The sequence below is a fragment of the Azospirillum lipoferum genome (genome assembly GCF_024170005.1).
GTDB lineage: Bacteria > Pseudomonadota > Alphaproteobacteria > Azospirillales > Azospirillaceae > Azospirillum > Azospirillum lipoferum.
Genome location: NZ_JALJXJ010000011.1, coordinates 189,925 through 204,272, shown reverse-complemented (window position 1 = coordinate 204,272; position 14,348 = coordinate 189,925). Strand labels below are relative to the sequence as shown.

Here is a 14,348-nt window from a genome sequence, read left to right as displayed (position 1 = left end):
CGGGTCATAGGCAACAACCGTGCCGTAGTACGAACATTTGACAAAGCAACGATTCTGAAACCTGATTGCCGCTGAAGCTGGCAAGTCCCCGGCCGAAACGACGGCCGGGGTGTAAGGAGAGTTGCCGGTCCCGTCAGGCGGTCCGGCCATCTTCTTCCGCCCGGCCGATCAGGCGATGGATCGCGTAACCGAGCACCACGCCGACGGCATGCAGGCCGGCGGTGCTGGTGAGGAAGCCAGCGGCATAACCCAGCGTCGCGGCGTCGGCCGGCATCTCCGCCCCATGGGCGAAGCCGTGGAAAAGGCCGAAGCCGGCGGCGAAAACGGTACCGATCAGCGCATTGCGCGACATCGGCATGATGCACAGCAGCGCCAGCACGAGGGTGGAGGCGTAGATGGTCGGCTCGACCAGCGGCAGCGCGCCGCCCGTCAGCGCGAACAGCCCGCCGGCCAGCATGGCGGCCAGGAACGCTCCCGGCACCGCCAGCACGGCGCGTCCGCCGATGGTGGCGCCATAGACGCCGACGGTGACCATGGCGATCAGATGGTCGAGTCCGCCCAGCGGATGCGCGGCACCGTCGAGAAAACCGGCTCCGGCGAGATGCCCGGGATGGGCAAAGGCTGGGGTGGCGGCAAGTGCGATGGCCGCCGAGACGGCGGCAAGGCGGGTGATCTTCGACATATCGAACGGCTCCTCGGGGTTCTTGTGGTTTGGCAATTTCTCCCTCCCATTTTCCCCTCTCCCCCAGGGGGAGAGGGGAAAATGGGAGGGAGAGGGTGACTAATGCCGCTGCGCAGGCCCACGCTCGATGCCGTAGCGTTCCAGCTTGGCGCGCAGGCCCATGCGGGACAGGCCAAGCTCGTCGGCGGCCTTGCTCTTGTTCCAGCGGCAGCGGACCAGCGTTTCCATCAGGATGCCGGCCTCGACCCGCTCGATCCGCGACTTCAGCGGCCCGCCCTGGCCGATCAGGTCGAGCGGCGGCAGCGGCCCGTCCTCCGGCGAGGCCGGGCGGGCGTTCAGCGCCGCGCCGCGCAACACAGGATCGGACAGCAGATCGGCCCCTAGCACCTCGCCCTCGCACAGCACCAGCATCCGCATGATTTCGTTCTGCATCTCGCGCACGTTGCCGGGCCAGCCATAGGCCTCCAGGCAGGCCAGCGTGTCCGGGGCAAAGCCGGCAACAGGCTTGCCATGGGCGGCAGACAGCCGATCGAGAATGTGGCGGGCCAACACCGGGATGTCATCCGGCCGGTCGCGCAGGGGTGGCATGGTCAGCGTCATGGTGCTGAGCCGGTAATAGAGATCCTCGCGGAAGCGGCCGGCCTTCACCTCGGCGGTCAGGTCGCGGTGGGTGGCGGCGACGACGCGGACATCGACCCGCCGCGTCTCGTTGGACCCCACCGGCCGAATCTCGCCCTCCTGCAGGAAGCGCAGCAGCCGGACCTGGAAGGCCGGGCTGATGTCGCCAATCTCGTCGAGGAAGATGGTGCCGCCATCCGCCTGCTCCAGCAGACCGATGCGGTTGCTGTGCGCGCCGGTGAAGGCGCCCTTCTTGTGGCCGAACAGCTCGCTTTCCAGCAGCTCGTCCGGGATGGCGCCGCAATTCTCGCAGTAGAAGGGCTGGTCGGAGCGCGGGCTGCCGTAATGGATGGCGCGGGCCAGCAGCTCCTTGCCGGTGCCGGTCTCGCCCAGCACCAGGACCGGAACGTTGAAGCCGGCGACCCGCTCCGCCTGACGGCAGACCTCCTCGACCGGGCTGCCGTCGGCGCGGATCAGCCCGTCGAAGCGGTAGGACTGCCGCACCCGCTCGCGTTTGGTGGCCACGCGGGTTTCAGCCAGCGGCGGCAGCAGCTTCAGTTCGTTGGTCAACCGGTCGTGCTCGCGCTGAAGCTGGTACAGCCTCGCCGCGTTGCGGGCGGTCAGCAGCAGATGGTCGGGGTGCCAGGGCTTGGTGATGAACTGGTGGATGCCGGCGGTGTTGATGGCGCCGATGATGTCCTCGGGGTCGATGTAGCCGGTGATGACGATGCGCATCACGTCGGGCCAGCGTTCGCGCACCTGGGTCAGGAACTCGACGCCGCTGACCTCCGGCATCCGCTGGTCGGAGAAGACCACCTGAATCCACTCGGTCTCCAGCAGGCGCAGGGCCTCTTCCGCCGACAGGGCGGTGAAAATCTCGAACTCCTCGTCCAGCAGGCGGGCGATGACCTCGACGGAGCGCGGCTCGTCATCCACCACCAGGATGCCGGGGCGGTTTGGATCGGTCATCGCGCGGGGGCCTTTCTCATGCGACCTCGCCTCATTCGACTTCTAGATCCTTGATCGTCATTTCGGTGCCGCCGCTGGGGTGCAGCCGGCTGCCGCCACAGTGTGGGCAGGGCGACAGCCGGTCGTCCAGGTCCACCGTGTCGTTGCAGTCGAAGCACCAGCCGCGGCCCGGAACTTCCAGCACCACCAACTCCGCCCCGTCGGCCAGCGATCCCCGCGTCACCACGTCGAAGCCGAAGCGTAGCGCCTCCACCTCTACCCCGGCGAAGCGGCCGATCTCCAGCCGGACCCTGCTCACGCGGCTGAAGCCGTTCGCCCTCCCTGCCTCCTCCATCGCCTGGAGCAGGCTTTCGCAGAGCGCCATCTCATGCATCCGCAGAGTCTCCGGTCCCCATCCCCAGCAACGTGCGGCGCGACGGGCGCATCGGCTCGGTCTGGGGCTGGGTCGGTGCCGGAGCGGGTTCGGGCGGAGGCGCCAGTTCTTCCTCCCGCCGACGGCGGATCTCGGCGGTCTGGGCCCCATCTTCGCGGATGGAGGGGTCGAAAAGGGAGACCAGAGCCGCCGAGGCCGTTTCCGTCGCCTGGAGCATGGAGGCGAATTCGAACATCGGCGAGAACAGCGAACAGGCCTTGTAGGCGCCGACGCCCTTGCGGTTGGCATGGACGAACTCATACCAGCCTGACGGAAACTCGATCAGTTCCTTCGCTCCCGGCACCAGTCCCGACCACTCATCACCCTCACCCGGCAGCAGGACAAGGTTCAGGAACCAGGGCGTGACCAGGGCGCCGAGCCAGCGCTCGCCATGGCGGCGGAACCCGACCGCCTTCACCGCCAGCGCGTCGTTGACGATCGGCATGCCGCGCATCTGCGCGGTGTGGATTTCGCGGAAGGCCGCTTCCAACCGGGTGATCACCTCGCTCGGCAGGGCGGGGCCGGTCGCCTGCGCGACGGGAGCGGGCAGGGTGGGCGCTTCGGCGCTCACCGGCTCGCCATCCAGTGCCATGAACTGGTCGCGGGCGCCATCACAGACCGGGCAGCGCCAATGGTCGGGCAGGGCGGCGAAGGCTGTGCCGGGCGGCACCTGCCAATGGTCGCACCCCTCCGTAGGATCGTAGACATGCCAGCAGATCTTGCATTCCATCCGCGTTGCCGCGCCGATGCGCGTGGCGTCGCCGAGATAGGAGCCTTCGAAACGGGAAGCGGCGGCGCTCATCGCATCCGCTCCAGATCGGTCGCCAATGCGTCGAGAATCTCGGCCAGCCGTTCGGTGCTATCGGCGATGTCCTCCGCCGCGGCGCAGACCACCGACGGTACGTCGACGATCTCCACCGTGTCGAGGATCAGCGTATCGACAGAATTATAGTAGCGGACCCACCAGACATTCGGCGTCGCGGTGGCGGTGACGCGGCAGTTGCCGTAGCCGCGCGACAGGATGGTGGTTGCGCCGACACCCAGCCGCTGCTCGATGAAGGCCAGATCCTCAGGGGTGTGGGGCAGCAGGCTGAAATTCACCGCGTGGGGCGCATCGCCGCGGCGCCAGGCGGCACTGCGGTCCAGCAGCTCGTTCAGGATGGGCTGGCCGTTCATCAGACCGGCCGGTGTCAACCCGGCTATCACCGGTGCGGCGGCAGTGAAGGCGCGGTTCAGCGCCACCCGCGGGAAACTGCCGACCAGCAGGCTTTCACGCGTGCTTCCGTCACCAATGGCCCGGACGCGCCAGACGCCGGCCAGCGACGCCTCCTGAATCTCCAGCCGGTCGCCGGTCCGTTCCACCTTGACCGCGACCTCGCCTTCGCCCAGCGCCTCGTCGACCAGGGCCAGGACAGGGGCGTCGAGATCGTCGACCGGAATGCGGATTTCCTCACCGACCGACCAGTGGGCCAGGGCCTCGTGGATGCTGGCCAGCACCTTGCGGGCCGCCGCGGCGCGGGCGGGATCGGCGACCTCCGGCAGATGCGGTTCGTAAACGCGCATGCCCGACGGCATCGGCAGATAGTCCAGCCCTTCCTCGGTCGCGTCGGGCTGGCTGCCGGGGCCGAAGCCGACCGGCGGATGGGTCATGCCGAACGGGGAACTCATGCCGCACCGCCTTCCAAAGTGCCTTCCAGGATCTCGCCGATCCGCTGCAGGTAATCGTCCCAGTCGCGCACACGCGGGATGCTGCCCAGCAGCCGGTCGCCGCGCAGGAAGACCAGGGCCGGCAGGCTCATCATCCCGGTCAGCGCCAGGGTCGCGCGTTCCGCCGCCTCGCCGGCCACCGCCGGGGTCAGGCGCGGGTGAAGCGCGCGGACCAGTTCCGGCAGGATGACGGCAACGTCGGCGGTCTCCGCATTGCCCTTGCCATGGCCGGGCAGGAAGACCACCCAGTTCTTCCCCGGATCATCCAGCCATGGCCGGTCGTGGGCATGGTCCAGCCGCAGATATCCATGCACGTCGGTCAGCAGATCGACCAGCGGCGGCAAGGGCAGGCGCGGTTTGGCGGGCGGAATGACAAGGTCGGTCATGGCGTCAGGCCTCCGTCAGGCCGGCCGCGCGGGCCGCCTCCAGGTGGGGGGGAAGGGTCGGTTCGCGGTCGGTCAGGTCGGCGAAGGCGCCGTCCAGCCGTTCCCCGTCCAGTGCCGCAGCCATAGCTGCCAGTGCGTCAAGGATCTGGGCAGCCTCTTCCGGGTCCAGCATGCGGCGTGCAGCCCCCAGGAAACCAAGAACCCAGTCGCCGGCAGCGGCTTCGGGAACCAGCGACAGGTCGATGACCGACCCGTCTTCCACCCGGCCGGCTACGCCGTCAACGCCGGTCAGGCGCAGGGGAATACCGATGCACATTGTCGAGCGCTCCCCTTTCAGGGCCGGCCGGCGGATAGAGCCGCCAGGATGCGGGGATCGCCGATACGGCAGGCGTCTTCGGCACTTGGGCGCCCGCCCTCATAGGCGCGGCGGGCAATGGCCGGGGCGGCGATGTCGGCCGCGGCCTCGCGGGGTGTACCCTCTACGTCGAACTCGTCGCGCAGAAGGCCCAGAATGACGTCGATGGTGGGGGCGACCTGGGCGGCAACGGTGCCGGTCAGGCCGCCGCCGTAATCCTCCAGGCACTCCGGCTGGACGCCGACCAGGATCAGCCTTTGCGGGCAGCGACCGAGGAACATGGCGCTCGCCAGCACCTCCTGGAAACCGGTCTGGTGCAGGCTCATCTTCTTGGCGCCCAGAAAGGCGGGCACGTCGTTGCCCTGGAAGACCCGGCGGGTGCCGGGCGGCAGGCCATAGTCGATGGCGTCGACCACGATCAGCGCGTCGGCGCTTTCCAGATGCGGCAGCAGATACAAGCCCTGGGTCCCGCCATCCATCAGGGTGACGGTATCGGGAAAGCGCCAGTCAGCCGCCAGCCGCTCCACCGTACGGACACCGAATCCCTCGTCGGCCCACAGGATGTTGCCGATGCCCAACACAAGGATTCGCGCCGTGCCGCGACCGCTCTCGTCCTCCGTCAAATCCATTCCCGTGCCCCAGCATCCGTCACATGGTGCGGCGTTCCGCCGTCGAACCATCGTTCGTACAAGTTCCATGCCAGGATCGGCGGCGCGGTCAAATCATTGATCAGACTGCATATTTCCACATCCATCGCTCGATATGGCAGCGATTGTGGACATCAACGTTACAGCATGCATGGCAAGTGGCAAGTTTGTTGCCAATTTGGCTGGAAGGTTGCCGCAGGACATGATGTCGATTGTTCGTGTCCATCGAACGGTGAAATCAGGATCCGGGCGTTTATCCCGCTCGTTCGCAGGCATAGATCTTCTCCAGCAGGGCGGAACGTCTCCCGCCCACATGGAGGTTCAGATGGCACGCATGGTTTCCCTGATGATGTTCGTCGGCGTCATGTCCTACGCGGCGTTCATCGCATCCTGAGCGTTGTTCTGCGACAGCGCTTCAGCACTTTCGTTCAAGACACCGTTCTAACTAGAATTTTTCAATGCACCGTACAGACCATACAGGGATCGAAAGATCGCACGATGTGCTGTACCGACAGGGGGGTGCGCTCTCCCTCCGACACGGGAGCGCCGACCAGGGCCTGTTCCAGCGGGCCGGGCACTCCATCCAGATCCCGCGGTGAGAAGTTCCAGGTAGTCGGCGCGATGATCTGGTAGCCTGCGATACGCCCCCGCTCCACCCGCAGCCAGTGTCCCAACGCTCCGCGCGCAGCCTCCGTCAGCCCAACGGCCTGGGCGCTATCCGGCATCTCCGCGGTGACGCACCAGGGGGCGGCCGGGTCCATGGCACGCAGCCAGCCTTCCATCGCGTCGGTGGTTCGGGCCAGTTCCAACAAGCGGGCGATGACCCGGCTGCGCACCGATCCGCCATCCTGCGCCACCAGAGCCCGGATCAGCGGGTGGCCGTCCACCAGTTGCCGGGCGATCGCACCGGTCTCAAAGGGTAGGCCGGCCAGTCGTGGTGCCTTGCACCAACTGTATCCGGTCTCGTCCATCCCGTCCGGCACGGTAGAGCCGACGAAGGGCGGATGTGGGCGGTCCTGCCCAGCCATACGGCTGAAACGGTGATGCTCCGCCACCTGATCCGGATCGAACGCCGCGTCCTGCCCGTCAGAGAAGGTGCCGCGCCGGTAGAGATGCCCGCCTTCCAGGCCGGCATAGGCGCCGTGGCTGAGGAACCGGCCATAGGCGCGGCCAAGATGCGCGAGGTCGAGATCCTGGGCGATTTCCAGGAACAAGCGGAAGTCGCCGGCCGGGCCGGAAACCCGCCAGCGATCCAAATCCTCCGGCAAGGCAAGCGCCAGCACACGCTCCAGCTTTGCCCCGAACAGGCTGTCCTCCAGAAAGCGGCGAAAGTTGCGGACGGTGGCGAGCAGACGGACCCGGTCGCGCGCATCCACCGCGCGGGTGACGCCGCCGGGCTGAAGGGTCAGCGTATGCGGCCACTTGCCGCCCAGAATGCCCAGCACATGGAAAAGCTCCGCCCGGGCCGCAGTCGCTCCCCGCACAGCACTGCCCTGGGCCGCCTTGAACCGTGCCTCCGTCTGCTCGAACCAGCGGCGCCCTTCATATGCGGGGCGGGCGAAATCTGGCATGAAGAACAGGTGGAAGTGGGTGAGGTGGTCGGCGGCATTCTCGGTTGCCGTCATCAGGTTGGTGGCGAGCAGGCCGTTGTGCGGCACCACCACCCCCATGGCCCCAGCCAGAGCCAGCGCCGCCGCATGGCTTTGCGAGACGGAGCAGATGCCACAGATGCGCGGCGCCACCACCAGCGCATCCATCGGATCGCGGCCCTCCAGGATGCGTTCGAACCCGCGAAACAAGGGCGAATTCACATAAGCAGCAGAGACACTTGAGCCAGATATCTCAAGCCGGACCTCAAGATCGCCCTCCACGCGGTTGAAAGGACCGACGATCAGGCGGCGTTTGGGCTCTTCGCTCACCGGGTCAGCCTTTCCGGGTCGGGCGAACCGTGGGAGCGACGACGATGCGGTCGGCGGCGGCGTTGCGGCGCACCCGCTCCGGCGTCGCCGCCTTGGCGAGGGAGGCCAAGGCGACGAACCATGCCTTTGGCATGTCCGTGGGCAGGCCGATGGGGATGCCGGCGAATTTCGGCGTCTGCTGGAACGGATGCCCGGGCTCCTCGAATCCTGGCGCTGTGCAGTTGATGCAGGCATAGCCGCCACGGGTGCAGGATCCCTCGCCGTTCCACAGGCGGGTGTTGCAATCCGCATGCGCCTGGGTGCCGAGGCAGCCCATATGCTCCATCAGGCAGCCGAGGTCGGACGGTTTCTCCGCACTGGCCTTGTATTCGTAATATTCGTTGCGCGGGCAGCCATGGTGGACCAGATGGTCGGCATAGAAGCGCGGGCGCTGGTAGGCGTCGAGGTCATCGGCGATCAGCGCATCCTCGGCCAGCAGCAGCAGCGTCTCGGTCACCCAGTTGGGATGGGTTGGGCAGCCGGCGATATTCACCACCGGCAGGCCGCCGCGTGCGCGGAACTCCGCACCCAGGGCGCCGCCACGCTGCGTGCCTTCATATTGCAGGCCGCGGGCGTCGGCGATGTTCTCGCCGCCTGTGGTGATGCCGCCATAGGCCGCACAGGTGCCGACCGCGACAACGGTGCCGGCGACGGCGGCCAGATCGCGTGCCCAGTCGATGGTCGCCCGGCCGGTTCCTGCCAGCACATGGAAGCGCCCGGTGCCGTTCGGCCCACGCAGAAGCGATCCTTCCACGCACAGCACGTCCAGCGGCTCCGCCCCCGACAGGATGCGCTCGAACAGTTCCACCGCCTCCGCCCCCGTTTCCTCCGACAGGCTGGGATGCCACAGCAGGCGGATGCCGGCGGTCTCCAGCAGCGTCATCAGATCGGGGGATTCGGCGCATAGCAGCGACATGGTGCAGCCGCCGCAGCCGCCGGATTGCAGCCACAGCACCGACAGGGAGCGCTCTCTCATCGTACGGCTCCTTCGCGCTGTTCAGCAGCCGGCAGGGTCAGGGTGAACAGCGCGCCCCTCTCGGGATGGTTGGCCGCCGTCAGCGAACCACCATGGTCACGCACCAGCTGGTAGCTGATCGACAGCCCCAGCCCGGTGCCCTTGCCGACCGGCTTGGTGGTGAAGAAGGGATCGAAGACACGGGGGACGATCGCGTCGGGAATGCCGTGGCCGGTGTCGCGGATGGTGACGACGACCTTGCCCGCCTCCTCCCGCCCGTGCAACTCCAGCCGCCTGACCGCGGCGCCGGCCATGGCGTCGATGGCGTTCTGGACGAGGTTCATGGCGACCTGATGCAGATGGCCGGGATGGCCGGCAATGTCCAAAGTGTCCGGCAGGTCGAAAACCACAGTCAGGTCCGGCATCTGCGCCTTGGCGACCCAGGTGACGGCCGACCGCAGAAGTGCCGTCAGATCAAAGCGTTCCGAGGCGTTCTTCTGTTCCGACGAGAAGCGGCGAAGCTCCGCTACGATGTCGCGGACCCGCTCCGTCCCCTCCAGCATGCCGTCCAGCGTCGCGGCGGCGTCGGCACGGGCGCGGTCGATGCGTAGTTCCTTGCGCAGAGCCGCCAGCTCCGGCGGCGCCGCACCCTCGTGCACACGGTCGAGATAGGCGGTCATCCTGTCAACGTAGCGGCGCATGGCATGGGCATTGCCGTAGACGAAGGAGATCGGGTTGTTCAGCTCATGCGCCACACCGGCGACCAGCCGGCCAAGCGACGCCATCTTTTCGGAATGGACGAGCTGTTGCTGGGTCTGCTTCAGGCCTTCATGGGCGGCAGCAAGGTCGCGGTAGGCGCGGCGAAGCTCCCCCACCGGCCGGCCGACCAGAACCAGCCCGATCGCATGGCCGCGCTGGTCGTAGCGCACTGTGCTGTTGACCGCGACCGGGAAGGGGCCGGTAGGGCCGCGCAGGGACAGTTCCACATCGCTGACCTCCTCCCGCTGAAGAGCGGCACTGCACAGCCGGGTGAAGGCGGGGTGGAAGGCTGGGTCCAGGAAATCGCGCAACGGCCGCCCGGCCAGCTCGCGGCCCGAACAGCCGAGCGCCCGTTCGGCCGCCGGGTTGGTCTGCTCGATCCGGCCATCGCGATCGCAGGCGATCAAAACGTCGGTCATCGAACCGAGAACGCTGGCGATGAAGGCCTGCGCCTCCTCCAGCTCGGCGTTCTTGCGCTCCAGCTCCACCTGCTGTGTCACGAGGTTGGCATAGGTCTCATCCATCTTCCGGATCACCTCGATCCAGGCGCTCTCGGCGTCGGCATCGGGCGTCATGCCGGGCATGGAGAATGGTTGAGACAGCGGGGCGATCATGGCGGACAGACTATCACGCCGGGTTATCCACAGTGTGAAGGATTTCAGGCGGAGCGTTGTCAGACGGGCCAGACCGACCACAGACCGGCAAGGCCGCTCAACACCAGCACATAGAGCGCGAAGTCGAACAGTGGCGCATGCCACACCCAGCCATAGGCACCGATGGCGCGCAACCCCCGGCGCAGCAGCGCCGACACCGCCCAGGCGATCACGGCCAGGATCAGCAGCGGCGGCAGGAACAGGCCGTAAACATCGATTTCGCCGATCATGCGCGCGCCCTTTCCTGATGCATCGTCTCGTAATCCACCGGCAGCACTTCCAGTGCGGCACCCGGGAACAGGCTGCGCCGCAGAGAGGCGAGCGCAACCACGGCGCGGTCACGCTCGGGGCAGGGCGGGGCGGCGCCGATGGCCGAAAGAAGATCGTCCATGCTGTTCAGCAAGTCGGCCGGCGCCGGATCCGGCCGCTTGGCCGACAAGGCGTGGAAATGGCCGGCAACGCCGCGCAGCAACCGGTCCAGGGCCGCCCCGCCGGCACGATGCAGAACGGTGTGCGCCCGCTGGAGTTCTACGATGTTCAGCCCGACGCGCAGGTCGCGCACCGCGTCGATGGCATCGACATCCACCGACCCGCCGGCCTGCGCCAGCCGGGCGGACAGCAGCCCGACGCGGTCCAGCATGCGGCTTTCGAAGCCGTCATTCGCCGGAACCCCGCGCATCCGCGCCAGATCGGCGATCTCGCGCCAGCCGATGTGCAGCAGGCGCCGCGCGCTCCACGCCGCCCCTACCGACCGGCACATGCGGGTGACCAGCATGGCGGTGACGATGCCGACGATCTGTCCGACGCTGCTGTTCAGGAAGGAGGCGAAATCGCCGTTGCCGGTGTCCAGCAGGCTGAGCGAACCGCCGACGCCGAAGATCAGCGCCATCGCCTTGCCCATCGTCGCCGGCCGCGCGACGAAGACACCCAGCGTCACCAGCGTCGGCGCCAGGCACAGGACCAGCATCGGGAAGCTGTCGAAGGACGGCAGGACCACCAGCAGATAGAAGGCCGACAGCGGCAGCGAGGCCAGCGTATAGACCAGGAACAGTCGGATGCCCGGCACCGGATCGTCGAAAGAGGCGAAGAAGCAGGTGAAGACCGCAACCATCATCGCCGCCGCCGACCCGGACGACCAGCCGGTCAGGATCCAGAAGGCGCAGACGACGGTGATACCCAGCAGGGCTGCCGCCGCCGACCAGGCCGCCATGCCGTGATCGAGATGGAAAACCCCACGCGACCGCTTGCGGGCCAGTGGGTCGAGATGATCGGGCAGGGCGTGGTCGCCTGTCGCGATGTGCGCCCGCAACTCCCGGCAGTCGCGGTGGATCTCCACCAGGGAGCGCAGGCGGCGGATGAAGCTGAAGCGGGTCGCGACCTCCCAGCCGTCCGTCGCCTGTGCGGACTCCGCCGCCGCAAAGCGGTCGAGCCGGTCGATCAGCCCGGCGGCTTCCACCGGATCGGCGGCGGCACCGGCGGCGATCCAGTTCCGCACCGCGACCACCACCGGCTCCACGTCCGGCGGAATCGCGCCATCCGGGCGGCGCAAGGCGCCCAGCCGGTCATGCACGGCGGTCAGTACCGGCAGCAGATAGACCATGCGGTCCTGCAAGGCCCGCATCGGCCGGGTCATCCAGCGCAGGTCGGAGGTATCGTAGGGCAGGTGGGTGGTCATCACCCGCAGTTCGGTCAGGTCGGTCGCCATCTTGTGGCGGTCGCGCAGGCGCGTGTCGGTGGTCACCTGTTCCAGCGCGTCCAGCGTCCAGCGCTCCGCGTCGCGCAGCGACGCGTCGAGCTTGCCAAGCAGGACCGGACCCATGCCGCGCGGCAGGATCACGCTGTGGATGACGGTGGCGCAGACGATGCCCAGGATGATCTCCTCGACCCGCGCCAGTCCGGTGTCGAAGATCGCCTCGGGATTGGCGACGCCGGGGAAGACGATCAGGCCGGCGGTGTAACCCGCCAACATGAAGGCATAGCTGCGCGGTGTGCGGTCCAGCAGCGAGATGAACAGGCAGCCGCCGACCCACAGTCCAACCGCCAGCGACAGCAGTTCCGGTGCATTGACCAGTTCGACCGTCAGGACGATGGCGGCGATGCTGCCGGCGACGGTGCCGGCGACGCGGTACACCGCCTTCGACCGCACGGTGCCCGACAGCGGACTGGACACCACATAGGCGGTCAGCATCGCCCAGAAGGGCCGCGGCAACCCCATGCCGAACGCGATGTAGAGCGCCAGCATGGAAGCCGCGAAGGACTTCAACGAGAAGACCAGTTCGTCGAGGGAGGGGGCTTTGGGCATGGGCCGCGCACTCACTGCCCGGCCGGCGCCGGCAACTGGGCGACCTTCGGCGTGCCGTTGTAAGTGCCGTCGGGGGGGCCGATCACCGACACCGTCGCGGTACGGCCGGCGACCAGTTGCAACGATTGCGGCACCTCGTCGAGCGCGATGCGTACAGGGATGCGCTGGGCCAGCCGGACCCAGTTGAAAGTCGGGTTGACGTTAGCAACCAGCCCTGTTCCCTCGGCCCGGTCACGGTCGACGATGGCGCGGGTGATGCTGTCGACCCGGCCGCGCAGATCGGCACCGCCCCCCATGATCCGGACGGACACGGGCGCGCCGACATGGATCCGCGGCAGCTTGGTTTCCTCGAAATAGCCCATGACATAGAAGGAGTGGCTGTCGATCAGTGCCACCACCGCCTGACCGGCAGCGACATAGTTGCCGGTCTTCATCTGCAGATTGGTGACATAGCCGTCGACGGTCGCCTTGACCTCCGTCCGGTCCAGGTTGAAGCGGGCGAGATCCAGCGCCGCCTCGGCCTGCTTGGAGGCGGCGGCGGCCTTGGCCATCGCCGACATCACCTCCTGCTTCTGAGCGGTGGAGACGACGTTGGTGCCCAACTGCTCGTAGCGGTGCGCCTCGGCGGTCCGGTAGGCGAGGTCGGCCTTGGCACTGTCCAGATTGGCTTGCGCCTGCTCGACCGCCAGCCGGTAGCGGCCGGGATCGACGGCGAACAGGACATCGCCTTTGCGGACCAGCTGGTTGTCTGCCACGCGCACATCGGTCACCAGACCGGCGACGTCGGAGGATATCTGGACGATGTCGGCACGGACGCGGCCGTCACGGGTCCAGGGTTCGTTCATGTAGTAATCCCACAGCCACAACCCGGCGCCGACCGCCGCCACGGTCACCAGCAGGGTCACGGCGATCCGGGCCAACGCCCGGAAGGAAGGGAGAAGTGTCACGGTCTTGGTTCCTCAATCACCGCCCCAATGCGGCCGGAGGTGCCGCGCGGCCGGTGCCGGCCATGGCGTATCCACCGGAAAACAAGGGGGCGGTCAGCTCTGTTCACGCTTGGCGTTGGTTTCGATGATGGAGAGCACGCGATAGCAGGCCTCGACGTCGGTCTCCGTCGCCTCTGCCATCAGCCGCTGGCGGACGTCGTTCAATGCCTCGTTCACCTGTCCCAACAGATGACGGCCGGCGTCGGTCATGTGCAGGGTCTTCGCCCGACGGTCGCAGACATCCTCGCGTCGCTTCAACAATCCGGCCGCTTCCAGCCCATCGAGAAGACGGACGAGGGACGGTCCCTCGACGCCCATTTCTTCCGCCAGTTCGCGCTGTCGCAACCCGTCGCCGAGTTCGGCCAGCAGCATCAGCGGCGTAATGGCCGAGGTGGAAAATCCACTGTCCGCCAGCACCTTGTTCGCCGCCCGCCGCCACAGATGGGAAGCGCGGAACAGGTGCAGGCCGAAATTGGGAGGAAGGCGCAGAGCCTTATCTTGTAGCATTCCTATTTAATAGGTTAGCTATCTAAATTCGACAAGAGGACAGGATACGCCTGAACCTCCGCTTGCCGCATGGCTGGCTTGTTGCGGCGCGGAAAAATTAGTTAAATTTCCATAATGCTTATTATGTGTTTTACGCTCTGTAAGCGCAAAGCTAAACTGTCAGTCCATCATACCGAAGGGATGTCAACGATCGGTCGGAATTTCGACGGCATGGCCGGGTTGCATGAAGCGGAAGCATATTTCGCAAGAAAAACTGGAATTTCCGGAATCCCGCAGGCATACGGTCCCTTCAAGGGATTGTGTGAACGATTCCGGCTCATCAATTCGAACGATGGGCGTTATAGTGCAACTGTAACTCCAGTTGTTTTTGCCGAATGAATACCTGAAGTATTCTCAACCTAAATCTTCGAAATGTTCCGGCTGTTCTGGAAATGACATGCTCATTGGGTCTG

At 66.8% G+C, this 14,348-nt stretch carries 16 protein-coding genes; 1 reads left to right on the top strand and 15 read right to left on the bottom strand.

The annotated features are described in order from the left end of the window. Positions 1-133 precede the first annotated feature (133 nt). The 8 genes from J2848_RS24265 to J2848_RS24230 all read right to left on the bottom strand — a co-directional run bounded on the left by J2848_RS24265 (position 134) and on the right by J2848_RS24230 (position 5,758). Positions 134-682: a HupE/UreJ family protein gene (locus J2848_RS24265; RefSeq protein WP_149232926.1), complete on the bottom strand. Its 549-nt coding sequence runs from the start codon at positions 680-682 to the stop codon at positions 134-136. Positions 683-781: 99 nt separating this feature from the next. After that, positions 782-2,269 (bottom strand): sigma-54-dependent transcriptional regulator, encoded by a 1,488-nt coding sequence (locus J2848_RS24260; protein ID WP_149232925.1) that lies wholly within the window; start codon positions 2,267-2,269, stop codon positions 782-784. Positions 2,270-2,300: 31 nt separating this feature from the next. After that, a complete protein-coding gene (gene hypA, locus J2848_RS24255; RefSeq protein WP_376993042.1) occupies positions 2,301-2,633 on the bottom strand; it encodes a hydrogenase maturation nickel metallochaperone HypA in 333 nt (110 codons plus the stop codon). A 1-nt stretch (position 2,634) separates the two neighbouring features. Next, the gene (gene hybE, locus J2848_RS24250; RefSeq protein WP_149232923.1) at positions 2,635-3,483 is read right to left on the bottom strand and encodes a [NiFe]-hydrogenase assembly chaperone HybE; all 849 of its coding nucleotides are present in this window, start codon (positions 3,481-3,483) and stop codon (positions 2,635-2,637) included. Further along, a complete protein-coding gene (locus tag J2848_RS24245; RefSeq protein ID WP_149232922.1) occupies positions 3,480-4,349 on the bottom strand; it encodes a hydrogenase expression/formation protein in 870 nt (289 codons plus the stop codon). Before J2848_RS24245 ends, hybE begins: the two co-directional genes overlap by 4 nt. Continuing rightward, positions 4,346-4,774, bottom strand: coding sequence for a thioredoxin domain-containing protein (locus J2848_RS24240; RefSeq protein ID WP_149232921.1), 429 nt, complete (start codon positions 4,772-4,774; stop codon positions 4,346-4,348). The genes J2848_RS24245 and J2848_RS24240 overlap by 4 nt, the downstream gene beginning before the upstream one ends. A 4-nt stretch (positions 4,775-4,778) precedes the next feature. Beyond that, the gene (locus tag J2848_RS24235; protein WP_149232920.1) at positions 4,779-5,090 is read right to left on the bottom strand and encodes a HypC/HybG/HupF family hydrogenase formation chaperone; all 312 of its coding nucleotides are present in this window, start codon (positions 5,088-5,090) and stop codon (positions 4,779-4,781) included. Between the two features lie 17 nt (positions 5,091-5,107). Continuing rightward, positions 5,108-5,758: a HyaD/HybD family hydrogenase maturation endopeptidase gene (locus J2848_RS24230; RefSeq protein ID WP_149232919.1), complete on the bottom strand. Its 651-nt coding sequence runs from the start codon at positions 5,756-5,758 to the stop codon at positions 5,108-5,110. Positions 5,759-5,927: 169 nt separating this feature from the next. Between J2848_RS24230 and J2848_RS24225 the strand changes: the two genes are divergently transcribed. Beyond that, positions 5,928-6,170, top strand: coding sequence for a hypothetical protein (locus J2848_RS24225; RefSeq protein ID WP_149232918.1), 243 nt, complete (start codon positions 5,928-5,930; stop codon positions 6,168-6,170). A 61-nt stretch (positions 6,171-6,231) separates the two neighbouring features. Here J2848_RS24225 and J2848_RS24220 read toward each other — a convergent pair whose 3' ends face one another. From J2848_RS24220 to J2848_RS24190, 7 genes are all read right to left on the bottom strand, one after another. Next, on the bottom strand, positions 6,232-7,575 hold the full coding sequence (locus J2848_RS24220) for a nickel-dependent hydrogenase large subunit (protein ID WP_246194016.1): 1,344 nt from the start codon (positions 7,573-7,575) through the stop codon (positions 6,232-6,234). A 124-nt stretch (positions 7,576-7,699) separates the two neighbouring features. Next, a complete protein-coding gene (locus tag J2848_RS24215; RefSeq protein WP_149232916.1) occupies positions 7,700-8,710 on the bottom strand; it encodes an NADH-quinone oxidoreductase subunit B family protein in 1,011 nt (336 codons plus the stop codon). Further along, positions 8,707-10,062: a sensor histidine kinase gene (locus J2848_RS24210; protein WP_149232915.1), complete on the bottom strand. Its 1,356-nt coding sequence runs from the start codon at positions 10,060-10,062 to the stop codon at positions 8,707-8,709. Before J2848_RS24210 ends, J2848_RS24215 begins: the two co-directional genes overlap by 4 nt. A 59-nt stretch (positions 10,063-10,121) precedes the next feature. Next, positions 10,122-10,331, bottom strand: a complete 210-nt coding sequence (locus J2848_RS24205) for a DUF1656 domain-containing protein (RefSeq protein ID WP_149232914.1) — start codon at positions 10,329-10,331, stop codon at positions 10,122-10,124. After that, on the bottom strand, positions 10,328-12,403 hold the full coding sequence (locus J2848_RS24200) for an FUSC family protein (protein WP_149232913.1): 2,076 nt from the start codon (positions 12,401-12,403) through the stop codon (positions 10,328-10,330). Before J2848_RS24200 ends, J2848_RS24205 begins: the two co-directional genes overlap by 4 nt. An 11-nt stretch (positions 12,404-12,414) precedes the next feature. Then, positions 12,415-13,350, bottom strand: a complete 936-nt coding sequence (locus J2848_RS24195) for an efflux RND transporter periplasmic adaptor subunit (RefSeq protein WP_149232912.1) — start codon at positions 13,348-13,350, stop codon at positions 12,415-12,417. A 93-nt stretch (positions 13,351-13,443) separates the two neighbouring features. Then, entirely contained in the window at positions 13,444-13,896 is a 453-nt protein-coding gene (locus J2848_RS24190) for a MarR family winged helix-turn-helix transcriptional regulator (RefSeq protein ID WP_149232911.1), read from the bottom strand. Between the last annotated feature and the right edge of the window lie 452 nt (positions 13,897-14,348).

What these genes read in the sequence shown, in the direction of transcription:
- hybE (WP_149232923.1), bottom strand. Translation starts at nt 3,483, where the DNA reads ATGAGCGCCGCCGCTTCCCGTTTCGAAGGCTCCTATCTCGGCGACGCC.
- J2848_RS24265 (WP_149232926.1), bottom strand. Translation starts at nt 682, where the DNA reads ATGTCGAAGATCACCCGCCTTGCCGCCGTCTCGGCGGCCATCGCACTT.
- J2848_RS24245 (WP_149232922.1), bottom strand. Translation starts at nt 4,349, where the DNA reads ATGAGTTCCCCGTTCGGCATGACCCATCCGCCGGTCGGCTTCGGCCCC.
- hypA (WP_376993042.1), bottom strand. Translation starts at nt 2,633, where the DNA reads ATGGCGCTCTGCGAAAGCCTGCTCCAGGCGATGGAGGAGGCAGGGAGG.
- J2848_RS24225 (WP_149232918.1), top strand. Translation starts at nt 5,928, where the DNA reads ATGGCAAGTGGCAAGTTTGTTGCCAATTTGGCTGGAAGGTTGCCGCAG.
- J2848_RS24230 (WP_149232919.1), bottom strand. Translation starts at nt 5,758, where the DNA reads ATGGATTTGACGGAGGACGAGAGCGGTCGCGGCACGGCGCGAATCCTT.
- J2848_RS24210 (WP_149232915.1), bottom strand. Translation starts at nt 10,062, where the DNA reads ATGATCGCCCCGCTGTCTCAACCATTCTCCATGCCCGGCATGACGCCC.
- J2848_RS24205 (WP_149232914.1), bottom strand. Translation starts at nt 10,331, where the DNA reads ATGATCGGCGAAATCGATGTTTACGGCCTGTTCCTGCCGCCGCTGCTG.
- J2848_RS24240 (WP_149232921.1), bottom strand. Translation starts at nt 4,774, where the DNA reads ATGACCGACCTTGTCATTCCGCCCGCCAAACCGCGCCTGCCCTTGCCG.
- J2848_RS24200 (WP_149232913.1), bottom strand. Translation starts at nt 12,403, where the DNA reads ATGCCCAAAGCCCCCTCCCTCGACGAACTGGTCTTCTCGTTGAAGTCC.
- J2848_RS24215 (WP_149232916.1), bottom strand. Translation starts at nt 8,710, where the DNA reads ATGAGAGAGCGCTCCCTGTCGGTGCTGTGGCTGCAATCCGGCGGCTGC.
- J2848_RS24260 (WP_149232925.1), bottom strand. Translation starts at nt 2,269, where the DNA reads ATGACCGATCCAAACCGCCCCGGCATCCTGGTGGTGGATGACGAGCCG.
- J2848_RS24235 (WP_149232920.1), bottom strand. Translation starts at nt 5,090, where the DNA reads ATGTGCATCGGTATTCCCCTGCGCCTGACCGGCGTTGACGGCGTAGCC.
- J2848_RS24190 (WP_149232911.1), bottom strand. Translation starts at nt 13,896, where the DNA reads ATGCTACAAGATAAGGCTCTGCGCCTTCCTCCCAATTTCGGCCTGCAC.